The organism is Neisseria chenwenguii, assembly GCF_002216145.1.
Classification (GTDB): Bacteria; Pseudomonadota; Gammaproteobacteria; order Burkholderiales; family Neisseriaceae; genus Neisseria; species Neisseria chenwenguii.
Genome location: NZ_CP022278.1, coordinates 1048738 through 1071733, shown reverse-complemented (window position 1 = coordinate 1071733; position 22996 = coordinate 1048738). Strand labels below are relative to the sequence as shown.

The window sequence follows — 22996 nt, the reverse complement described above, 5'->3', positions numbered from 1 at the left end:
AACGGGATTTTCAGACGGCTTGTCTGTTTAGTCGGCAACGATGCGTTTGGCGCACATAATCACGGCTTCGGCGGCGATTTGGCCGTCCACTTTGGCGTAGGCTTGGAATTTGCCGATGCCGCGTTTGAAGGTGAGCAGTTCGACTTCGTAAATGAGCCGGTCGCCGGGAAGGACTTGGCGTTTGAAGCGGGCGTCGTCGATGCCGGCGAAGAAGAAGAATTCGTTTTCTTCGCGGCCGCCGTTGCTGATGATGGCGAGTGCGCCGCAGGCTTGCGCCATGCCTTCGACGATGAGGACGCCGGGCATGGTGGGCAGGCAGGGGAAGTGGCCTTGGAACTGGGGTTCGTTGGCGCTGACGTTTTTGATGGCGCTCAGGGTTTTCATGCTTTCAAAGGCGATGATGCGGTCGAGCTGCAAAAACGGGTAGCGGTGGGGGATGAGTTTTTCGATGTCTTTGGCTTCGATGGGAAGTTTGAATTCCATTGTTTTTCGTCCTTTTAAAAGTGGGTTTTCAGACGGTATGGGGGAGGCCGTCTGAAAAGGGAAGGGGGCGGTATTCTGATGTCTGCGGGTCAGGCTGCATTTCAGAAAGATGCCGGGCTAGAGCCCAGCCTGCGGCTTTGCGGCGGGTTTTGCCGATGTTTCCTGCGTTATTCGTCTTGGCCGTCTGAAGCGCCGCCGAGCTGTGTTTCCAAGGCTTTGATGCGTTTGTTCATTTCGCTCAGATGGCGGATGTAGACAGCGTTGCGCGCCCATTCTTTGTGGGTCTGCATCGGGTAGAGGCTGGCGATGTGCTGGCCGCTTTCTTTGATGCTGTGGGTGATGCAGGTGCCGCCGCCGATGTTGGTTTTGTCGGCGATTTCGATGTGGCCGACGGTGCCGACGCCGCCGCCGATGATGCAGTAGCTGCCGACGGTTACGCTGCCTGAAATGCCGGTCTTGGCGGCGATAACGGTATGGGCGCCGATTTTGCAGTTGTGGCCGATTTGGACTTGGTTGTCGATTTTGGTGCCTGGTCCGACGAGGGTGTCGCTCATGGCGCCGCGGTCGATGTTGGTGTTTGAGCCGATTTCGACGTCGTCGCCGAGGGTCACGCCGCCGGTTTGCGGGATTTTAAACCACGAGCTGCCGGTAAAGGCCAGCCCGAAGCCGTCTGCGCCGATGACGGCGCCGCTGTGGATTTCGACGCGTTTGCCGAGGGTGCAGCCGTAGTAGATGACGGCGTTGGGGTGGATGACGGTTTCGTCGCCCAGCGTGCAGTCGTGTTCGACGACGGCGCCGGCGAGGATGCGGCAGTTTTCGCCGAGTACGGTGTTGGCGCCGATGTAGGCATGTGCGCCGATTTCGCAGCTGGCGGGGACTTTGGCGGTGGACTCGACGACGGCAGTCGGGTGGATGCCGGCGCGGGCTTTTTCAATCGGGGAAAACAGGCGCGCGACTTTGGCGAAATAGAGATACGGGTCGGGCACGATGATGAGGTTGCGGCCGCTAAATTCGTCGGCGGCTTTGGCCGAGACAATCACGGCGCCGGCGCTGCTGGCGGCGACTTCGGTTTTGTATTTGGGATTGGCGAGAAAGCCGATGTGTCCGGCTTGGGCTTGGTCGAGCGGGCGGACGGCGGTTACGGCGATGTCTTCGCCGCGCCATTCGCCGCCGAGTTCGGCGGTAATTTGGGAAAGGGTGTAGGCTTGGGTCATGATGGTTTGCTGTGGAGGTGGGTTTGAACGGGATTTTCAGACGGCATTTGGGAAATTTATTCCAAATAACAGCGTATGTGCCTGCGCGGGAATGATGTTCGCGAAAGTTTCAGACGGCTGTTTTTCAGACGGCCTGAACCCTTGTTGAAAAGTGTTCAGGCCGTCTGAAAAAATTATTTGGCGTTTAGGGCTTTAATCACGCTGTCGGTAATGTCGTACTGACGGTTGATGTAGATAACGTCTTGCAGAATAACGTCGTAACCTTCGCGTTTGGCCAATTCGAGAATCACGCGGTTGGCGTTTTGCTGGAGGGCGGCAAATTCTTCGTTGCGGCGCAGGTTGTAGTCTTCGGCGTAGGCGGCTTGGGCACGGCGGAAGCTTTGAATCAGTTCGCTCATGCGTTTGGCTGTTTTTTCCCGGTCTTTTTCTTTCAATCGGGTGTCGGCAAGTCTGCTTTCCAGGCTTTTGCCTTCTTTTTTCAGGGTTTCCAGCGCTTTTTGACGTTTGCCGAACTCTTTTTCAAGCTTGGCTTGGATGCCCTGCGCCTGCTTGGATTCAAGATACACGCGTTCGGTGTTGACGAAGCCGATTTTCTGCTCGGCATGGGCTTGTGCGGTTAAGCCCAGCGCTAATGCGGCGGCGAGTATGCGGGTATAGTTCATTTTTGTCCTTTATGCCCTTTGTGTTGCTTGGTAAAGCGTGAGGCCGTCTGAAAATGTGTGTAGGTATCCAATCGGCAGGATTGTAAATTATCCGACAGTAAACGCCAAAACCTTTTCGAATTTCAGACGGCCTTGTGCTTAGAACGTGGTGCCCAATTGGAATTGGAAGCGTTGGATTTCGTCGCCTTCTTTTTTCTTAATCGGGTATGCGTAGCTGAACTTCATCGGACCCAGCGGCGAGAGCCAGGTAACGGCCGCACCGGCAGAATAGCGCAGTTCGTTTTTAAAGGTGGATTTGTGGGTTTTGCCCAACCCGTAAACGTTTTGCGTTTGGCCGCCGTTGTAGTATGCGTCGCTGCTGCTGTCGTTGTAGGTTTTGCCGTCCCATACGCTGCCCGCGTCGGCAAACAGGCTCAGGCGCACGGTGCGCGAGTCTTTGATGCCGGGCATCGGGAATAAGAGTTCGGTGGACAGGTTGGCTTTTTTGTTGCCGCCGTAGCTGACTTTGTCGCCGTATTCGTCATAAACTTTCGGGCCCAAAGTGCCGCTTTCAAAACCGCGTACGGAGCCCAAACCGCCGCCGTAGAAGTTTTCGAAGAACGGCATGGTTTTGCCGCCGTAGCCGTTGGCATAGCCGACTTCGCCGCCCAGCATCAGGGTGAAGTTTTTACTTAAGGGGAAGAACCAGGTTTGGTTGTGGGTGGCACTGTAATATTTCAGATCACTGCCGGGCAGGGCGATTTCGCCGTTGATGTTGGTCTGGTAGCCGCGCGTCGGCCACAGGGCGTTGTCGGTTTTGTTACGACCCCAGCCGATGGTGCCTTTGTACAGCCAGCCTTTGAATTTGCCGATTTCGTTACCGGTATGCTCCTGCATGAATTCGCGGTAGCGTTTCGGCGCGCCGTTGTAGGTGTTGACGGTCAGGTGTTCGCCGGCCAAACCTAAGTTGATGCGGTCGTATTCGGTAATCGGGATGCCCATGCGCAGGCCGCCGCCGACCGTGGTGGTTTTATACTGCTTGGAATCGGAAGAGGATTTGCGCGGGTCGTAGGATTTGCCGTACACGTCGTAACCGAGACTTACGCCGTCGGGCGTGAAGTAGGGAGCGGTAAACGACAGCGAGCCGTTGAGGGTGGTTTTACTGCGGGAAAGTCGTGCGGATGCGGATTTGCCTGTGCCGAACAGATTGTCTTGGGAGACGCCTGCGGAAACGACGATACCGGTATCCTGTACCCAACCCGCGCTCATGTCGAGCGAGCCGGTGGAGCGCTCGGTGACTTTCATATCCAAATCGACTTGGTCGGGCGTACCTTCCACGGGTTTGGCGTCGAATTGGACGTTATCGAAGTAGCCCAACAGTTCGACACGCTCTTTGGAGCGTTGCAGCTTGGAAGTGTCGTAGGGCGCGGCTTCCATTTGGCGCAGCTCGCGGCGCACGACTTCGTCACGGGTTTTGTTGTTGCCCGTGATGTTGATTTCGTTTACATAAACTTTGCGGCCGGGTTCGACGTTGAGGACGAAATCCACGGCGCCGGTTTGCGGATTGGGCATGGGTTGGACGCTGATTTCGCTGAACGCGTAACCCGCCGTACCCATACGGTTCTGCATGGTTTCAAGGGCGGCGGCAAGCTGTTGGCGTTCGTACCAGCGGCCTTCTTTGATTTTTTTCAGCGATTGGTACAGCTCTTCTTTCGGCACTTCGCGGGTGTCGCCTTCGATGCGGATTTTGCCCCAACGGAAGCGTTGGCCTTCGTCAACGGTAACCTTGATGGTCTGCTTGGTTTTGTCCGGATTGCTTTGGATGTCGGTATTCAGAATACGGAAATTGAGGTAGCCGTTGTTTTGGTAAAACTCGTTGATCCGCTCCATGTCTTTGGTAAATTTTTCTTCGTTGAAGCGGTCGCTGCGGGTCAGCCAAGTCATCGCGCCTTTTTCGCTCAGTGACATTTGATGACGCAGTTTGCGGTCGGAATAATGGGTGTTGCCTTCGAATTCGATGTCGGTAATTTTGGTGGCTTTGCCTTCTTCGATGGCAATGTTGACATCGACGCGGTTACGCGTGAGTTTGGTTAAGGTCGGGGTGATTTTGACCGATTGGCGGCCGCGGCTTTGGTATTCCTGCTGAAGGCCGGCAATGGCTTGGTTCAGCGTGGCAGGGTTGAAATATTGCGATTGCGCCAGGCCGAAGTTGGCGAAGTTTTTCTTGATGGCATCGGCTTGCAGCGTTTTGGCGCCGGTAATGTTGAGACTGCCGATGGTGGGGCGCTCGATGACGGTAAGCAAAACCTGGTTGCCCATGGTTTCGACGCGCACGTCGTCGAAGAAACCGGTAGCGTAGAGTTTTTTGATGATTTCTTCGCTGCGCGCATCGGTGAACGTGTCGCCGACTTTGACGGGCAGGTAGCTGAATACGGTGCTCGGTTCGGTGCGTTGCAAACCTTCGACGCGGATGTCTTGGATGATGAAGTCGGCCAATGCCAGCGGTGAGAGGCCGAGTACCATCAATGCGGAAGAAATCTGTTTTAGTTTCATGCTCTTATCCAAACAAACAGTTAATATCATTAAAGAAAGCCACCAGCATCAGCATCAGCATGGCTGCGAGGCCGAAGCGCAGGCCGACGGCCTGAATGCGCTCGCTCAAAGGCTTTCCGCGTATCCATTCGGCGGTATAGTACACTAAATGACCGCCGTCTAAAACGGGTATCGGCAGCAGGTTGAGAACGCCCAAACTGATGCTGACCAATGCCAAAAATTCCAAATAACTCTGAACGCCGTGTTCCGCCGATTTTCCGGCGATGTCGGCAATCGTCAACGGGCCGGAAACGTGGCTCAGCGATGCCTGCCCCGTTACCAGCTTGCCGAAAAACTTCAGCGTCATGGTCGAATAGCCGACGGTTTTGTCCCAACCCATTTTAAAGGCTTCGGGAACAGAGGGCGTGTATTCGCGGCGGATTTGTTTGTCCCAAGCCTCGTCGGTTTGGGGCGCCAAACCGGCACGTCCGATTAACGTGCCGTCTGAAAGCTCTTTGGTATCGGGGCGCAGGCCGGCGGTAAAGGTTTTGCCGCCGCGTTCGTAAACAATGTCGATTTTCTGGCCGGGGCTCTTGCGGAACAGGTTTGCCCATTCCATCCAGTCTTTTAAAGCCTTGCCGTTGGCGGCCAGCAGCGTGTCGCCCGCTTTCAAACCTGCGGCTTTGGCGGGGCTGCCTTTTTCGACCAGCTCGAGGCGGTTGGTGATTTTAAAAGGCACAAGGCCGATGTTGCCTTTGTTTTGCGCAATTTTACCTGCTTCAGGCGTTCCCGCCGCGTCGATAATCCTGACCGCAGCCTCGCCTGAGGCCGTCTGAACAGCGACGTTCACCTTGCCCGCTTCCAGCGCCAAAACCATTTCGGTTTGCGCAGCCGGCCAGTCTTTGACCGCTTCGCCGTTGACCGAAAGGATTTTATCACCGCTTTGGAAACCCGCCTTCGCCGCAATGCTGGACGGCTCAACCGTACCGACGAACGGTTTGATTTCGGTGACGCCGAAGGAAAAACTCAGGCCATAGAGCAAAACCGCCAGCACAAGATTGGTCAGTGGGCCCGCCGCTACGATGGCAATGCGCTTGGCCGGATGCTGTTTGTCGAACGCGTAGGGCAGGTCGGCTTTCGACACGTTCCCTTCGCGGGTATCGACCATTTTCACATAACCGCCCAGCGGTATCGGCGAGAAACACCATTCCGTATCGCCGCGTTTTTTCGTGAAAAACGGCTTGCCGAAGCCGACGGAAAATCGCAGCACTTTCACACCGCACCAGCGCGCGACGATGTAGTGGCCGAATTCGTGCAGGCTCACCAGAATCAGAATGGCAACGATAAAGGCAATAAAGGTTTGCAAGGTAAAACTCCTGAGTGTGTTTTTCAGACGGCCTGTGATGAAAAGGCGGTCTTGTCCGTAAATGTGTCGGCAGACGGCATTGGTTTGATTTGAGGCCGTCTGAAAGTGATAAAGGGATTATAAATTGAGAAACGGCTGCTGATTGATTTTTTTCACTTTATTTGTATTGAGGACGGCGGGGTGGACAGGTTAGGCCGTCTGAAAAACCGTGTGTGGTGGCGGTTTTCAGACGGCCTCACAACCCCGCCATAAACGCCTGCGCCCAAGCGCGGCTTTCTTTGTCTTGCGCCAAGAGGCTGTCGGTATCGCTGAGGCAGTCTGAAAAATCCTGTTCCAAACAATGGGTGACGACGCGGGGAATGTCGGTAAACTTAATCCGTTTGTCTAAAAAGGCGGTGACGGCTTCTTCGTTGGCGGCGTTGAGGACGCACGGGGCGCTGCCGCCGGCGTGCATGGCGTCGTAGGCGAGTTTCAGGCAGGGGAAACGGTTGAAGTCGGGCACGGTAAAGGTCAACGCGGCGAGGCTGCCGAAATCCAATGCGCCGACGCCGGATTCGATGCGCTCGGGCAGACCGAGGCAGTAGGCGATGGGGGTGCGCATATCGGGGTTGCCCATTTGGGCGAGCACGGAACCGTCGCGGTAGCGCACCATACTGTGAATCACGGATTGGGGGTGGATGACGACTTCGAGCTTGTCGGGCGGACAGTTGAACAGCCAATGCGCTTCGATTAATTCCAACCCTTTGTTCATCATGCTGGCGGAATCGACGGAGATTTTCCGCCCCATGCTCCAATTCGGGTGTTTCACCGCTTGGGCGGGGGTAATGCTGTCGAACGCGGCCAAATCGGTGTGGAGAAACGGCCCGCCCGAAGCGGTGAGGATGATGGAGGCGATGCCGTGCTCGTTCAGACGGCCTGTGTAGTCGCGCGGCAATACTTGGAAAATGGCGTTGTGTTCGCTGTCGATGGGCAACACGGTGGCGCCGTTGGCTTTGGCGGTCTGCATAAACAGCGCGCCGGCGACGACCAGCGTTTCTTTGTTGGCCAAATAAATGGTTTTGCCCGCTTTGGCGGCGGCCAGCGCAGAGGGCAGGCCGGCGGCGCCGACGATGGCGCACATCACACCCGTTACCTCCGCCGCCGAAGCCACGTCAATCAGGGCCTGCGTACCGTGAAGCACTTCGGTGGCGCAGCCCGCGGCTTTCAGACGGCCTGCTAAATCCGCTGCGCATTCCGCATCGGCAACCACGGCAAACTGGGGCTGGAACTGCACGCATTGCGCCGCCAGCTTCTCAGTTTGGCGGTGTCCGGCCAGCGCGAAGATTTGGAAGGTGTCGGGATGGCGGGCGACGACATCGAGCGTGGACACGCCGATGCTGCCGGTACTGCCGAGGATAGTGAGGGTTTGTCTGGTCATGGTATTTGGGGCAGGCCGTCTGAAAGGTTTTTTCAGACGGCCTTTGGTTTCGATTGGGGTGTTGTGATGGTTGACGGCAGTAGCATGGTTTTACTGGGCTGAAGCCCAGCCTACAATGACTGCGCATTTGTTTCCCTGTTGTGTGACGATGCACCGAGGCGCATCCTATTTCGGTTTGGCAGAATATTCAGACGGCCTATGCCAGTGCCAGCACCGCCGCATACACACTCAAGACGGCGATCAGCGAATCGACGCGGTCGAATACGCCGCCGTGGCCGGGGAGCAGTTTGCTGCTGTCTTTGATGCCGGCGGCGCGTTTGAGCCAGCTTTCGAGCAGGTCGCCGCAGACGCTGACGACGGTCAGAACGAGGCCGATGAGGAGGGTGTTGGGCCAGCCGGTGTCAAACGCCAGCCAGCCGGCCTGACGGACGATGATTAGGTAAACGGCCACGCACAATGCGCCGCCGATTGCGCCTTCCCAGCTTTTTCCCGGGCTGATGGCGGGGGCGAGTTTGTGTTTGCCGAAGGCTTTGCCGCTGAAGTAGGCGGAAATGTCGGCGACCCACACCAAGCCCATGACGGCGAGCAGGGAGACGGCGGATTCGGGTGCGGGGCGCAGGGAGACGAGGGCGAACCAAAACGGCATCATCAAGAGCCAGCCGACGGTATAAGCCTGCCAGCTGCCTTTGAGCGTCCATTTTTTCACGAGCCACATCGGCATGACAATCAGCCAGAACGCCAAAACGGCGTACCAAACCAAGTTCGGCAGCGTCCAGCCGCCTGCGTAGGCGATGATGCCGAAAATCAGGCTGGCGGCGAGGTAGTGGTTGGTGCGGCGGGCGTCCAAACCCGCCATGCGGGAATATTCCCACAGCGCCAAGAGGGCGATCAGGCCGGCAAACGCCGCCCACAGCCCGTTTGGCGCGTAAAACAGCATGCCCAGCATTAAGGGCAGAAGCCACAGGGCGGTCAGGATTCGTTGCTTGAGCATGGCGTCAGCTCCGCTGCTGGTCGGCGGGAAGTTGTTCGGAAGTGCGGCCGAAGCGGCGTTCGCGTTTTTGGAACGAGGCAACGGCGTCGTTGAGGGACTGCCCGTTGAAATCCGGCCACAACGTGTCGGTGAAATAAAGTTCGGCGTAGGCGCTTTGCCAGAGCAGGAAATTGCTGATGCGGGTTTCGCCGCCGGTGCGGATAAACAGGTCGGGCTCGGGTGCGTCGCCCAGCATCAGGTGGCGGGCGATGGCTGCTTCGGTGATTTCGGTTTCGCCCTCGGCGATGAGTTTGTTGACGGCTTGAAGGATGTCCCAACGGCCGCCGTAGTCGGCGGCGATGCTGAGGGTCAGGCCGGTGTTGGCGGCGGTGAGCGCTTCGGCGGCTTCGATGCCTTTGATAATGTCGGCGTTAAACCGCTCGCGGCTGCCGATGACTTTCAGGCGGATGTTGTTTTTGTGAAGCTGCTCGACTTTCTTTTGCAGGGCTTGTAAAAACAGCCCCATCAGAAAGGAAACTTCGTCTTCGGGACGGCGCCAGTTTTCGGTGGAAAAGGCGAACACGGTCAGGTATTCCACGCCTTTTGAGGCGCAGTTGCCGACCATGTTTTCCAACGCGTCCAAACCGTGCTTGTGCCCCATCACGCGGGGCAGGAAGCGCTTTTTCGCCCAACGGCCGTTGCCGTCCATGATGACGGCGATGTGGCGCGGGATTTGGGTGTGCGCGGGGATGTTTTGCGTACTGCTGTTCATGTCTGCCTCGTGGAAGAAGGGGTTTTCAGACGGCTTGAGACCGTTGCAAAAATCAAAATGGCCGTCTGAAATTTTCACGGATGTCATTCCCGCGCAGGTGGGAATCCACGGTTAAAAACAGGCAATGCGTTGTTTTAACACAGTATCAGAAAATCGACTGTGGATTTCCGCCTGTGCGGGAATGACGGCGCTTGAAGGATTAACCGTTTCGGACGGCCTGCAAGCGCTTAAATGCCGCCTGAAAAATTTGCCGTTTCACCAATCCGTTTCCTCTCCCGCAGGAAGGGAGTAGGAGAGGGCTGTTCGGGCTTCGGCGATGTTGCCGCATTGCCCTGAGAACGGCCGAAACCTGTGCGGTAATGGCGTCCGCAAAATTTTCAGACGGCCTTCTTGATTGCACAACAGCCTCAGCCCGCCGTTTAAATCGCCATCAAATCTTCTTCTTTAGCCGCCAGAATTTTGTCGGCTTCGGCGATGTATTTGTCGGTCAGTTTCTGAACCGCTTCTTCGCCGCGGCGTGCATCGTCTTCGGAGACTTCTTTGTCTTTCAACAGTTTTTTGATGTGGTCGTTGGCATCGCGGCGGACGTTGCGGATGGAAACGCGGCCGTCTTCGGCTTCGCCGCGCACGACTTTGATCAAATCTTTGCGGCGCTCTTCGGTCAGCATCGGCATCGGCACGCGGATCACGTCGCCCATGGCGGCAGGGTTCAGGCCGAGGTTGGAATCGCGGATGGCTTTTTCCACGGCGGCGGACATATTGCTTTCATAGACTTTCACGCCGATGGTGCGCGCGTCGAGCAGGGTGACGTTGGCGACTTGGCTGACGGGCACGGGGCTGCCGTAGTATTCGACTTCCACTTGGTCGAGCAGGCCGGTGTGGGCGCGGCCGGTGCGCACTTTGGCGAGGTTTTCTTTCAACACTTCCAGCGAGCGCTGCATTTTGCTTTCGGCGGTTTTTTGAATATCGTTGATCATGGGGTTTCCAGTCGTTTGGGTTTTCGGATTCAAAGGCCGTCTGAAACACTTCGACTGCGCTTAGTGCAAGTGCTTCGGCTACGCTCGGCAGCCGAATTTCAAACGGTCAGGATAATTGTCGAATAGTACCGTTAATAGCGGTTTCCGACAAGGTAAGGGTTTCAGACGGCCTTGTTTTTAAAATAAAAACTGATGGAATAAAATACGCTCGGACACATTTTGACGGCGTTGTTTGCGGAGCGTAAGATAAAGTCTTTACAGCCGGTGCCGTTTGTTTTCAGACGGCCAATCATCAGAGAAGGAGTTTCACCATGCCAATTCCCGTTAAAGCCTATGCCGCACAATCCCCCACTTCGCCGCTCGCGCCGTATGATTTCAGCCGCCGCGATTTGCGCGAAGATGATGTTGAAATCGACATCCTTTATTGCGGCGTCTGCCATTCCGACCTGCACACCGCCCGCGCCGACTGGGGCGAGGCGTTTTCGATTTACCCCGTCGTGCCCGGCCACGAAATCATCGGCCGCGTGCGCAACGTCGGTAAAAACGTGACCAAACACAAAGTCGGCGACCTCGTCGGCGTCGGCTGCATGGTCGATTCCTGCCGCGAATGCAGCCCGTGCCAACACGGTTTGGAACAGTATTGCGAAAACGGCATGACCGGCACTTATTCCTCCCGAGACCGCCGCGACGGCAGCGTGACGCAGGGCGGTTACAGCACCGCGGTCGTCGTGTGTGAAGATTTTGTCTTGCGCGTTCCCGAAAACCTCGACACCAAAGCCGTTGCGCCCCTGCTTTGCGCCGGCATCACCACCTACTCGCCGCTGCGCCACTGGGGCGTGAAAGCAGGCAGCAAAGTCGCCGTTGTCGGCTTGGGCGGTTTGGGACACATGGCCATCAAACTCGCCAAAGCAATGGGCGCGGAAGTTTCCCTGTTTACCCGCAGCCCGGGCAAAGAGGCCGACGCGCACCGCTTAGGCGCCGACCGCGTGATTTTGTCCACCGACGAAGCGCAGATGCAGGCCGCGGGCAACCAGTTTGACCTGATTATCGACACTGTTCCCTACGACCACGACCTCAAGCCCTACGTCCCCACCCTCGCGCTCGACGGCACGCTGGTGTTGGTCGGTCTCGTCGGCGACATCGGCAATACGGTCAGCACCGTTCCGCTGATTATGGGCCGCCGCAGCATCGCCGGTTCGGTTATCGGCGGCATTCCCGAAACGCAGGAAATGCTGGACTTCTGCGGTAAACACAATATCGTGCCCGACGTGGAAATGATTGATATGCAAACCATCAACGAAGCGTATGAGCGGATGCTGAAAAGCGATGTGAAATACCGTTTCGTGATTGATTTGGCGAGCTTGAAAGGCTGATGCCGTAAAGAAGAACGGCCGTCTGAAAATTTCAGACGGCCGTTTTGTTTCCCAAACTACTCTTCCGCGGAGGCGGAGCCTTTCGGGGCGGGTGGTTCGATTTGTTCTTTCCAGCCGCATTCTTTCTGCGGGCAGACTTTTTCGACGCCCCAGCGTTTGGTGGTTTTGATGGTCAAGACCGGCCAATGGCATTTCGGGCATTCTTCGGCGACGGGCGGATTCCAGGTGGCGTAGTTACAGTCGGGGTAGGTGCTGCAACTGTAAAAGAGTTTGCCATAACGGGATTTGCGCTCGACCAGATTGCCTTTTTTGCATTGCGGGCATTCGACGCCGGTGTCTTTGGGTTTTTCCAGCGGCTCGATGTGTTTGCATTTGGGGTAGTTGGCGCAGCCGATGAATTTGCTGCCGGTGCGGCTGTATTTATACACGAGCTGTCCGCCGCATTTGGGGCATTGGCGGCCTTCGAGTTCGGCTTGTTCTTCGGCTTCTTTGGCAACGCGTTCGGCGGCTTCTTCGGCGCTTTCGTTGGCGTTGCGGGTGTAGCTGCACTCGGGGTAGCCGGCGCAGGCGATGAAGCGGCCGTTGCGCCCGAATTTGATTTGCAGCTTGTGGTTGCCGCATTTGGGGCAGGTTTCGTCCAGCTCTTCGGTAGTGAATTTGGCGCGTTCGATGCCTTCTTTTTCTTCGACCTTTTTGCTGAAGCCTTTCCAAAACTGGCTCATCACGGGCACCCATTGGCGTTTGCCGTTGGCGATTTCGTCGAGCTGGTCTTCGAGCTTGGCGGTGAAGTGGTAGTCGACGTATTGGGCGAAGTGTTCGGTCAGGAATTTGTTGACGATTTCGCCGGTGTCGGTGGGCATGAAGCGTTTTTGGTCAACGGTAACGTATTCGCGGTCTTTGAGCGTGGAGATGATGCTGGCGTAGGTGGAGGGGCGGCCGATGCCGAATTCTTCCAAGGCTTTGACCAGCGTGGCTTCATTGAAGCGCGGAGGCGGGGTGGTAAAGTGCTGCTCGCCGTAGATGTTGCCGACGGGCAGAGCGTCGCCTTCTGCCATTTCGGGCAGTTTTTTGTTGTTTTCGCCCTCTTCGTCGTCGCTGCTTTCTTCGTAAACGCTCAGGAAGCCGGCAAAGGTCTGTACTTGGCCGGTAACGCGGAAAACGCCTTTGCCGACGGTAATGTCAACGGTGGTTTGGTCGAATTTGGCGGGCGCCATCTGGCAGGCGACGGTGCGCTGCCAAATCATTTGGTAGAGTTTGAACTGGTCGGCGGTCAGAAACGGCTTGACGCTCTCGGGCGTGTGGTACACGGAAGTCGGGCGGATGGCTTCGTGCGCTTCCTGCGCGTTTTTGGATTTGGTTTTGTACTGTTTGGCCGCAGACGGCAGATAATCTTTGCCGATTTTGTTTTCGATGTAGTGGCGGATTTCGGTCAGCGCTTCTTCGGAGAGAGTGACGCTGTCGGTACGCATATAGGTAATCAGGCCGATGGCGCCCTGGCCGACGTCGATGCCCTCGTAGAGCTGCTGGGCGGTGCGCATGGTGCGGTCGGTGGTCATGCCGAGTTTGCGCACGGCGTCCTGCTGCATGGTGGAGGTGGTGAACGGCGCGGCGGGGTTGCGGCTGCGTTTTTTCTTTTCAACGGCGGATACGGCGGCTTCTTTGCCGGAAAGCGCGTTTAAAACGTCGGCTTGGGATTTTTCAGACGGCAGGGAAAACTGCTCGAGTTTTTCGCCGTCAAACTGCACCAGCTTGGCGGTAAATTTGCTGCGGCCTTTGTGGCTGTCGAGATGCACCGTCCAATATTCCTGCGCTTCGAAGGAGCGGATTTCGTTTTCGCGCTCGCAAATCAGGCGCAGGGCGGGGCTTTGCACGCGGCCGGCGGAGAGGCCGCGGCGGATTTTTTTCCACAACAGCGGCGAGAGGTTGAAACCGACCAGATAATCAAGCGCACGGCGCGCTTGCTGGGCATCGACCAGATTGATTTCCAGCTCGCGCGGGTGGGCGATGGCGTCGAGGACGGCGTTTTTGGTGATTTCGTGAAACACGACGCGCTGCGGCTTGAGGTTTTTCAGGCCGCGTTTGGATTTGAGGATTTCCTGCAAGTGCCATGAAATGGCTTCGCCTTCCCTGTCCGGGTCGGTTGCAAGATAGAGGTTTTCCGCTTCTTTGGCGGCGGTGACGATGGCATCGACGTGTTTGCTGTTGCGCGAGACCAGCTGGTATTTCATGGCAAAGTCGTTGTCGGGATCGACCGCGCCGTTTTTCGGAACGAGGTCGCGGACGTGACCGTAGGAAGCGAGGATTTCAAATTCGCTGCCGAGATATTTTTTCAGAGTCTTGGCTTTGGAGGGGGATTCGACAATCAACAGGTTTTTCGCCATCGTTGTTCTCTTCTCTATCGTGTTTCAAACTTATGTTTTCAGACGGCCTTTCAACATTTCAGGCCGTCTGAAAAATACGGTATAAAAGGTTAGTGCATGGTGGCTTTGCCGGTCAGCGCGGCCATCAGTTCGTCGCCGATTAAGACGGGCAATTCGCTTTTGTGTGCCCACAAAATCAGCAGGGTCAAGACTTTTGCCGTGTCCAGCGTGATTTCCTCGGCGGGAATGTGCATCAACGCGTGAACGACGATTTCGCGCTGTTCGTAAGTAATCGCGCGGGCATCGGTCAGATAGTGCAGCAGTCCCATCACTTCCTGCGGCAGCGTTTCGGCCTCGTCGGCGGTGTAAACGCGCAGCGCGCGGCTGTCGGTCGGATCGACGGCAAATTCGGAGCTGGTCAGCAAAACTTCCATCATCATCAATGTATTGCCGATTTCCGCCGCATCAAAACCCGCGTCTTCGAGCAGCGGGCCCAAGTCTTCCGGCGGCGGGCAGGTATCGAAATCCTGAAAGTGTTCGATTAAAAAAGCAATGACTTCGGCCATGCAGGTTCCTTAAAAATCAATACGGGGATGCCGTTGCGCGGCATCACGAAATTCTCTGATAACGCCCGCCCGGCAACGAAGCGACGATGCCGTCAAGCTCTAATTCCATCAGCACGGCGTAAACGTCGGCGGCGGGCTGCCCCGTCTGCTGCGCCAGCGTATCGGGGTGGACGGGGTCGTAACCCATCGCGTCAAGCAGCGGGTGCGCCACATTTTCAGACGGCATCGCAACGGGCGCGGGCGTTTCGGGGCGGGGCGGCGTTTCGTTTTGCACCTTTTCCCGACGTTTATTTATAGAATATGATGGATTTGCCGTGTTTTGCAATAGCTGCGGACATTCTTGGACAATATCGTCCAAACATTCCGTCAGTTTTGCGCCCTCTTTAATCAGCTTGTGGCAGCCTTTGCTGTGCGGATTGTCAATCGAACCGGGCACTGCCATCACCTCGCGCCCCATTTCCGCCGCCAGCTTCGCGGTAATCAGCGAACCCGATTCCACCGCCGCTTCCACCACCAGTGTGGCGCACGACAGCGCGGCAATCAGGCGGTTGCGGCGCGGAAAATTGCCCGCCAGCGGGCGCGTGTCGAGCGGAAACTCGCTGACAATCAGGCCGCGTTCGGCGATCTCGTAAGCCAGTTGCCTGTTGGACGGCGGATAGATGCGGTCTATCCCCGTTCCCCAAACCGTAACCGTGCCGCCCGAAGCCTGCAACGCTCCCTGATGTGCGGCGGTGTCGATGCCCGCCGCCATGCCCGAAACCACGGGAATCCCTTTTTCACTCAAAGCCTTGCCGAAATCTTTGGCAATCCGCATCGCCTGCGGCGTGGCATGGCGGCTGCCGACGATGGCGACGGCGGGTTTGTGCAGCAGCGCAACATCGCCGCGCAAAAACAGCAAAGGCGGCGGCGTGATGCCCTCGGTCAGCATCGTCGGAAAATCGTCGTCGTCCAACAGCATCAGACGGCATCCCGCCTGCGTTTCCCATTGCAGCGCCGCTTCCGCCGCCTTTTGCGCCAGCGCGCGCTTTTCCCCGTCGCGCCAAGCCGTCGCGGCCTGATTGTGGGCGGCCAGCTTGGCAATGGTGTCCGCCGGCGCGTTCAACGCGGCCGATGCGCTGCCGAAATGTTTGAGCAAAACCAAAAAACGCTCCGCGCCGATATAGGGCGTGAGCGCGAGTTGCAGCCACGCAAGACGTTCGTTGGTATCCATGATGCGTTGTTCCATTTAATTTTATATAGAGTGAGTAAAACGGTTTTTCAGACAGCCTGTTGCGTTCTGATGCCGTCTGAAAGTAATTACAAACGAAATATTTGTTTTTAAAATTGTTTGGATTCTACGCGGTTTTAAAATTGTTTTGAAACCGTGTTTGCGGGAAAGTTCAGACGGCCTTTAAACGGCATCTGTGGTTTTTACAAAAATTTCAGGCCGTCTGAAAGTTTTGTTTCGGCAGGGTATTTCTGCCAAACATAGTGGAATAACCGCAAATTGCGTAGGCTGGGCTTCAGCCCAGCAAAGGCAAGCTGACATGCTGTGCTGAGGCCCAGCCTACAAGAGACTGCCCGCCCTGCAAATATTTGCCCGGATCCGCAGTCGTTTTCCCATATCCGCCCGACCAACATCAAGGCCGTCTGAAAAATGTTCCGAACCCTGTTCGTTTGATTTTTCAGACGGCCTTTGTGCGCCAACCGGCTCAGTCGCAGCCGCGGTCCGCGGGGCGGCGGGTAACGCCGATGCCGAGCTGTTTGAGTTTGCGGTAGAGGTGGGTGCGCTCGAGGCCGACTTTTTGGGCGACGCGGCTCATATTGGAACCCTCTTGGGCGATGTGGTACTCGAAATAGCGGCGTTCCAGCTCTTCGCGCAGTTCGCGCAGCGGCATGTTGAAGTTGAAGCCGCCGATAAGTTCGGAAGAGGAGGCGTTGCCGCCTTGTCCCAGTTCGGAGGCGACGTCCTGTTCCTGCACTTCTTCGCCGTCAACGGCGAGCATCAGGTTTTTAACGGTGTTGCGCAGTTGGTCGTAGTTGCCCGGCCAGTCGTATTGGCGTAAAACGGTCAGGGCGCCGGCGCTGAATGTGACGGGCGGGATTTTCTGGCTGTCGGCCAGTTCGGTTGAAAGCCGGTTGGCCAGAAAACCGATGTCGTCGGGTTGGCTGCGCAGTGGGGGGATGTTGACAACGACACGGGAGAGTAGGGCGGGCAGTTTGTTGTCGGTACCGGCGTTTTCGGTCAGGCTTTCGACGCTTTTGCTGCTGGCGGCAATAATGCGCACACTATAACGGTCGGCTTTGCTCAGCAGGAAGGCGATGCCTTTTTGGATGTTTTTGCTGTATTGGGAAATGTCGCCGACGTATAAAACGCCGTTGGTGGCTTTTTGCAGCAGCTCGAGCGGAGTATCGACGATGTGTTCGATTTTGGCAGGCTCGACCCATGGGGTGCCGGTCTTGCGCAGGTATTGTGCGACCAGCTCGAAAGGGGAGCCGGCTTCGCCGGTCAGCAGAATCGGGCCGTTTTGTTTGGAGGCGATGTCGAGTTTGTGGTTTAAATCCTGTATCGCGGGGCTGTTGCCGAGTTTGTCGACGGTAAGGCCGGATGCGGCCTGCATTTCGCCGTGTTTGAGGGCACGGTCGACGGCGGCAAGGAGTTTTTGCAGGGCAATCGGTTTTTCGAGGAAGTCGAGTGCGCCGATGCGGGTAGCTTCGACGGCGGTATCGATGCTGGCGTGTCCGCTCATCATAACGACGGGCATGTTGAGCTGGCCGTTTTTCGCCCATTCTTTTAAGAGGGTGATGCCGTCGCAGTCGGGCATCCAGATGTCCAGCAAAACCATTGCGGGACGCGCTTGGTGGCGCAATCGGCGGGCTTCTTCGGCGTTTTCGGCCAAAGCGACCGTGTAGCCTTCGTCTTGGAGGATTTCCGAGAGGAGGTCGCGGATACCCATTTCGTCATCTACAATCAAAATATCAGTATTGCGCATCGGTTTCTACCATTCCGGGTAAGGTTATCTTAATACACGCGCCGCCGCCGCTTCGGTTGCTGATGCTGATGCGGCCGCCGTGTTCCTCAATAATTTTTTTGACTACCGGCAGACCTAAGCCGGTGCCGGTCGGTTTGTCGGTTACATAAGGCTCGAAAGCGTTATGCAGCATTTCTTTGCTGAAACTCTTGCCGTTGTTGCAGACGGTCAGGACGACCTGTCCTTCCGCCGCTTTCTGCGCCGCCACTTCCACACGCGGCGTGTCGTCGCTCTCGGCGGCTTCGGCGGCGTTTTTCAGCAGGTTGTGCAATACTTGGCGCATGGCAGTTTCGTCTATCGACACCCACAGGGCTTCGGGTGCGCCCTTAAAGTCGAATTTGCATTTGGTGCCCTCATAGAGCAGCAGCACTTCTTCGGTAAAGCGGTTCAAATCGTGTTTGACCAGATTCAGCGACGGGGCGCGGGCGTAGTTTCGGAATGCTCCGACCATTTCTTTCAGCGCAGATACCTGCTTGATGATGGTATCGGTGGAGCGCGTCAGAATCTGGGCGTGTTGTTCATCCAGTTTATCATGCAATTTCCATGCCAATCTTTCGGCGGAGAGCTGGATCGGTGTCAGCGGGTTGCGGATTTCGTGTGCCAGACGTTTGGCAACTTCGCCCCACGCGGCATCTTTCTGCGCTCTGACCAGCGCGGTAACGTCGTCGATGACCATCACGACGCCGTTGTCGTTGTCGTCGGGTAAAACGGTCGCTTTGCCGAGCAGAATCCGCGCGTCGTCAGGCGCGGCATATTCGATTTGGACGGGTTTGTTTTTGGCGGCGGCGGCGACAATTTCGGTCAGCGCATCTGTCAATACGGCGTGTTGCGGCGATTGGGCGGACCATTCCTGCAGGGTAATGCCCGAAAGCGTGTCGAGCGCCATTCCCAAAATCCGTTCGGCTGCTTTATTGTAGGTAATCAGACGGCCTTTGGCATCCAATGTAATCACGCCGGCGTTTAGGCTGACCAACACGCATTCGAGGTAGTGGCGCGCGGCTTCAAGCTGGAGGCGGCTGTGCTCGTCGGCTTCTTTTGCCAGCGCGAGCTGCTCGGTCATGTGGTTGAACAGCTGGGTCAGACGGCCGAATTCGTCGTTGCGGAACACGGGGCGTTTGCGCGAAAAGTCGCCCTGCGCCACGGCGCGCGCGCCTTCTGCCAGCGATAACACGGGTTCGACGAAGCGGCGGGCGAAAAACAGCGCCGTGACCAAAGCCAGAAAAACCGCCAGCAGCGTTGCCACCAGCAAAGTGACGAAGAAGAAAGTTTGAAGACCCTGTTTGGTGTAACTTAGTTCCGCATATTTTGCGCGGGCAGACTCAATCAGCGTGGCGTCTTGGGCAACCTCTTCGGGAATCGGCTGGCGAAAAAACAGCGCGTATTCCTGATCTTTCTGGTTACCCAGCGACAGCCAGCCCTGCGCATACAGGACATTATTGATGTTTTCCAGGCTGCGCACCGAGCCGGATTGCTGCAAAGATTCTTTGATTTGGGCGTCGGGGGAAGGCTGGTCGAGTTTTTTCGGATTGATGGATTTTTCAAACTTGCCCGTAGAGAGATTGTAAACCGCAAGCTGAGAAAATTCATTGATATTGGGTGCGGCTTCGAGCGCTTTGCCCAAGTCGGTATCGAGAGAAGAGGCGCCGAGCAGGTCGATCTGAATCGGCATGGCGTTGCTGACGGCGGTATCGACCGCCAGATTCAGCGCGGATTTGCTCAAGTTCAAGCTGCGCTCGAGTGCTTCGTAGGTGTCGTTGCCGAACCAGGAATTAATCGTGCCGGTAATAAACTGCGCCGAAATTACAAACAGAAACAGCCCGGGCAGCAGCGCCACCAGCGTAAACATGCCCGACAGCCGTTTGGCAATCTGCGAACCGAAAATCCCGCCGCGCGAATCGCGCATCAGCATCATCACATAGCGCACCAAAGCGGTTGCCAGCATCGCCAGCAAAACGGCGCAGAGCGCGATAATCCACCAAAAATAATCGGCCAGACGGCTGCTGCTGTCGGTCGCCACGGTCAGGCCGTAAAGCAGAATGACAGCCGTTGCGGCTGCCAGAATAAGGAAACGCCGCATGGTTTATTCCTGAGTAATCGTAAGAGATTTCCAGCCTGAGTCCAAATTCCAGTTTTTAGAGTTTAACGAATTGATTTGGAACGGTTTCGGGAGTTTTTCTGCAGAGAGGCGCAGGCGGATTTCGGCTTTGGTGTCTTTGGCCGAAACACCGTTCAAATCGCCTTTGGCCAGCACTCTCCAGCCCACAACCGCGCCCACCGCGCGTAGAGCGTTTTCCAGCGTGTCGTATTCAGTGGAAAACGTGCCGACGGTCACGCGGTAGCGGTTGGTCAGCGGGTGGAACGTGAGCTTGTACTGAATACTGCCGTCGTCGCCGATAAGCTGAGACAGGCGCGCTTTATAGGCGGCAACGGTCGGCTCGGAGAGCTGCCAGTTCAACACGAAATTCAGCGTCACGCCCTGCCGCAGCGCCTGTTTGAGCTGCTCGGGCAGGTCGGTTTTGAAACGGCTGCTGACGGAAAGCTGTCCGGCGCCCGTTATGGCCGCATTGGCACGGGTCGCGGCGATGCCTTCCGCCGCAGCGTTGAACGACACGGCAAGCAGAATCGGGAGCAGCAGAAGTTTATAGCTTCTGAATAAGCGCGTAATAAAAGCCATCTTGGTATTTGTTCGGTAAGAGAATATGCTGTCCGACCAATTCTGCATCGGCGTGGCGGTTGAGAAATTTTTGTAATTGCTGTTCGTTTTCTTCGACAAAAACCGAGCAGGTTGCCAACAGCATTCTGCCGTTTTTTGTCAGGGTTTGCCATAAAGCGTCCAAAAGCGACTCTTGCTGGCGGGCGGTTTTGACCGCGTCGGTCGGGCGGCGCAGCCATTTGATGTCGGGATTGCGCCGCGCTACGCCAGAAGCGGTGCAGGGCACGTCGGCCAATATCGCGTCAAACGGCCGTCCGTCATACCATTTCGCCAAATCGCGCGCATCGGCGCAATGCAGCGAGGCCGTCTGAAAACCCAAACGCTCAAGATTGCTGCGCACGCGTTCCAGCCGCGTTTCATCAATGTCCAGCGCCGTTATGTCGCAGTCGGCCAATTCAAGCAGATGGCCGGTTTTCCCACCCGGCGCCGCGCAGGCATCTAAAATGCGTTCGCCGTCTTTCGGTGTGAGCAGATAGGCCGCTTGTTGCGCACCAAAATCCTGTACCGACACTAGGCCGTCTGAAAAACCGGGCAGGCGGGCAACGGGTACGGCTTCTTCCAGCGTCACCGCATAATCGTCCAACGCCTTCGCCGCAATCCCTTCTGCCGCCAGCGTTTCCACATATTCCGCAGCCGTCGCGCGGCGGCGGTTGACGCGCAGGGTCAGCGGCGGATGGATCTGAAACGCCGCCGCAATGTTGTGCCAGTATTTCGGATAATGGTTTTGCAGATAAGCAATCCACCAACGCGGCAGATTGTGTTTCGCCACATCGTCTTTTTTGCACGAAGCCGCGAGCTTGTCGCGCTCGCGCAGAAAACGGCGCAACACCGCATTGGCAAACGAGCGGTATTGCCCGCGCCCGATTTTCGCAATCTGTTCCACCGCTTCGTTGACCACCGCGTGCGGCGCATTGCGCGTGTAATGAAGCTGGTAAATGGCTGCCAGAAGCAGGCTTTCGAGCTGCGGATTGTCGATCGGCTTTTTCAAAAGCTGCCCGAGCATATGTTTCAAACTGCCCAGATAACGCTGGCAGCCGTAAGCGATGTCTTGCAGCGCACCGCCTTCCTGTGCGCTCAATTCCGGATGGCGCGCACGAATCTGCGCCAAAACGTCTTGCAGGTTTTGGCCTTCGGCAACGGCAGCAATACTCTGTGCCGCAAGTTTTTGGGCAAGCGCCATGCTCATGGTCGGGCTTTCTTGATAGGGGTGGGATGCCGTCTGAAACTGCGTTCAGCCACATCAGACGGCCTGTTTCAAAACTTAAACGGTTTGGCACAAGGTTTGCATATTTAATTTAAAGACGGGCAAACTGTAATACCGTCTGAAAAATTCAACCTGTCGCGGCTTAAAACAGTTTTTTCAGACGGCCTCTTAGCGAACTTCTCACTCAGCCGTCTGAAAATATTTACAGTAGCGACATGCCTTTTTCCAGCGCATGACCCGCCGCAAAAGCCGCTGCCGTCATGCGTTTGCTGCCGGCGGGCTGAAGCTCGGTAATGTTCAGCGCGTTTTCGCCGCAGGCCACGGTCAGGCCGTCTGAACCGCAGGCCAAAACTTCGCCCGCCATGCCCGATTGGTTCACGACTTCGGCGCGCCAAATTTTCATCGGTTTGCCCTGATATTCCGTCCATGCGGCTGGCACGGGATTGAATGCGCGGATTTTACGCGCAAGCGTTTCGGCGGGTTCGTTCCAGTTGATTTTGGCTTCTTCTTTGCTCAATTTTTGTGCATAGGTTACACCGTCTTCGGGCTGAACCGTAGATTTCAGACGGCCTTCGCGCGCGAGAAGTTGCAAATCGGCAACAACGGCTTGTGCGCCCAAATTCATCAATGCGTCATGCACTTCGTTGGCGGTATCGGTCGGTTTGATGGCGTAACGGTGTTCGCTGACTACATTGCCCGTGTCCAAACCGATGTCCATCTGCATAATACAGACGCCGGTTTCCGCATCGCCCGCTTCGATGGCGCGCTGAATCGGCGCGGCACCGCGCCATCGCGGTAGCAGCGAGGCGTGAATATTGAGGCAGCCGTGTTTCGGCGCATCTAAAACGTCTTGCGGCAGAATCAGCCCGTAAGCCGCAACCACCATCACGTCGGCTTGCGCGTCTTTCAGCATCTGCAAGGCTTCGGCGTTGTTGCGCAGTTTTTCCGGCTGCACCACGCGTAAACCGAGTGCCAATGCGGCCTGTTTGACGGGCGATGCCTGAAGTTGCATTCCGCGTCCTTTCGGGCGGTCGGGCTGGGTCAGTACCAGCGGAATTTCAAAACCCGCCAGTGCCATGGCTTTGAGTGCGGCGGCGGCAAAATCGGGTGTGCCGGCAAAAATAACTTTCATGTCGGGGCTTTCTGTGGGTCGGATGGTTTCCCAGACGGCCCGTTTGGTTTGCTATAGTGAATTAAAATAAAAAATCTACTTCGTTGGCAGCGGCTTGGCTCAAAGAGGACGATTCACTAAGGCGCTGAAGCGCCAAGTTCATCTGTCCCGTACTGCCCGTACTGTCTGCGCCTTGCCGCCTCGTATTTTTTTATTTTAATTCACTATATTTAATAGTTAGCTATATTTAATAGTTAGAAGTATGGCGTTTGGGTGAAACGGATTT

At 56.5% G+C, this 22996-nt stretch carries 18 protein-coding genes; 1 reads left to right on the top strand and 17 read right to left on the bottom strand.

The window, feature by feature from the left end; all coding sequences use genetic code 11:
• Positions 1-27: 27 nt before the first annotated feature.
• The 9 genes from fabZ to frr form a co-directional block, all read right to left on the bottom strand.
• Positions 28-483: a 3-hydroxyacyl-ACP dehydratase FabZ gene (fabZ, locus tag BG910_RS05275; RefSeq protein WP_089035939.1), complete on the bottom strand. Its 456-nt coding sequence runs from the start codon at positions 481-483 to the stop codon at positions 28-30.
• 167 nt (positions 484-650) lie between these two features.
• Positions 651-1697, bottom strand: coding sequence for a UDP-3-O-(3-hydroxymyristoyl)glucosamine N-acyltransferase (gene lpxD, locus BG910_RS05270; protein WP_089035938.1), 1047 nt, complete (start codon positions 1695-1697; stop codon positions 651-653).
• 173 nt (positions 1698-1870) lie between these two features.
• Complete coding sequence (locus BG910_RS05265) at positions 1871-2359, bottom strand: OmpH family outer membrane protein (protein WP_089035937.1); 489 nt, start codon at positions 2357-2359, stop codon at positions 1871-1873.
• 138 nt (positions 2360-2497) lie between these two features.
• The gene (gene bamA / locus BG910_RS05260; protein ID WP_089035936.1) at positions 2498-4891 is read right to left on the bottom strand and encodes an outer membrane protein assembly factor BamA; all 2394 of its coding nucleotides are present in this window, start codon (positions 4889-4891) and stop codon (positions 2498-2500) included.
• A 4-nt stretch (positions 4892-4895) separates the two neighbouring features.
• Positions 4896-6236 carry an RIP metalloprotease RseP gene (gene rseP, locus BG910_RS05255; protein WP_089035935.1) on the bottom strand — a complete coding sequence of 447 codons (1341 nt, stop codon included), beginning with the start codon at positions 6234-6236 and terminating at the stop codon, positions 4896-4898.
• 235 nt (positions 6237-6471) lie between these two features.
• The gene (gene ispC, locus BG910_RS05250; protein WP_089035934.1) at positions 6472-7653 is read right to left on the bottom strand and encodes a 1-deoxy-D-xylulose-5-phosphate reductoisomerase; all 1182 of its coding nucleotides are present in this window, start codon (positions 7651-7653) and stop codon (positions 6472-6474) included.
• A 196-nt stretch (positions 7654-7849) separates the two neighbouring features.
• The gene (locus BG910_RS05245) at positions 7850-8644 is read right to left on the bottom strand and encodes a phosphatidate cytidylyltransferase (protein ID WP_089035933.1); all 795 of its coding nucleotides are present in this window, start codon (positions 8642-8644) and stop codon (positions 7850-7852) included.
• A 4-nt stretch (positions 8645-8648) separates the two neighbouring features.
• Positions 8649-9395 carry an isoprenyl transferase gene (locus BG910_RS05240; RefSeq protein ID WP_089037150.1) on the bottom strand — a complete coding sequence of 249 codons (747 nt, stop codon included), beginning with the start codon at positions 9393-9395 and terminating at the stop codon, positions 8649-8651.
• 419 nt (positions 9396-9814) lie between these two features.
• Complete coding sequence (gene frr / locus BG910_RS05235) at positions 9815-10372, bottom strand: ribosome recycling factor (RefSeq protein WP_089035932.1); 558 nt, start codon at positions 10370-10372, stop codon at positions 9815-9817.
• A 311-nt stretch (positions 10373-10683) separates the two neighbouring features.
• Between frr and BG910_RS05230 the strand changes: the two genes are divergently transcribed.
• Positions 10684-11745, top strand: a complete 1062-nt coding sequence (locus tag BG910_RS05230) for an NAD(P)-dependent alcohol dehydrogenase (protein WP_089035931.1) — start codon at positions 10684-10686, stop codon at positions 11743-11745.
• A 56-nt stretch (positions 11746-11801) separates the two neighbouring features.
• On the opposite strand, the gene topA is transcribed toward BG910_RS05230, so the two are convergent.
• The 8 genes from topA to fmt form a co-directional block, all read right to left on the bottom strand.
• Complete coding sequence (gene topA, locus BG910_RS05225; protein ID WP_089035930.1) at positions 11802-14126, bottom strand: type I DNA topoisomerase; 2325 nt, start codon at positions 14124-14126, stop codon at positions 11802-11804.
• An 89-nt stretch (positions 14127-14215) separates the two neighbouring features.
• Positions 14216-14671, bottom strand: a complete 456-nt coding sequence (locus tag BG910_RS05220; RefSeq protein ID WP_089035929.1) for a DUF494 family protein — start codon at positions 14669-14671, stop codon at positions 14216-14218.
• A 43-nt stretch (positions 14672-14714) separates the two neighbouring features.
• Positions 14715-15881 carry a DNA-processing protein DprA gene (gene dprA, locus BG910_RS05215; protein ID WP_089037149.1) on the bottom strand — a complete coding sequence of 389 codons (1167 nt, stop codon included), beginning with the start codon at positions 15879-15881 and terminating at the stop codon, positions 14715-14717.
• Positions 15882-16362: 481 nt separating this feature from the next.
• Positions 16363-17643, bottom strand: a complete 1281-nt coding sequence (locus BG910_RS05210) for a sigma-54-dependent transcriptional regulator (RefSeq protein WP_089035928.1) — start codon at positions 17641-17643, stop codon at positions 16363-16365.
• Entirely contained in the window at positions 17630-19759 is a 2130-nt protein-coding gene (locus tag BG910_RS05205) for a sensor histidine kinase (protein WP_089035927.1), read from the bottom strand. The genes BG910_RS05210 and BG910_RS05205 overlap by 14 nt, the downstream gene beginning before the upstream one ends.
• Positions 19760-19762: 3 nt before the next feature.
• Positions 19763-20356 carry a DUF4390 domain-containing protein gene (locus tag BG910_RS05200; protein WP_089035926.1) on the bottom strand — a complete coding sequence of 198 codons (594 nt, stop codon included), beginning with the start codon at positions 20354-20356 and terminating at the stop codon, positions 19763-19765.
• Positions 20322-21581, bottom strand: coding sequence for a 16S rRNA (cytosine(967)-C(5))-methyltransferase RsmB (rsmB, locus tag BG910_RS05195; protein WP_089035925.1), 1260 nt, complete (start codon positions 21579-21581; stop codon positions 20322-20324). The genes BG910_RS05200 and rsmB overlap by 35 nt, the downstream gene beginning before the upstream one ends.
• Before the next feature lie 220 nt (positions 21582-21801).
• Positions 21802-22731 carry a methionyl-tRNA formyltransferase gene (fmt, locus tag BG910_RS05190; RefSeq protein ID WP_089035924.1) on the bottom strand — a complete coding sequence of 310 codons (930 nt, stop codon included), beginning with the start codon at positions 22729-22731 and terminating at the stop codon, positions 21802-21804.
• Positions 22732-22996: the final 265 nt, after the last annotated feature.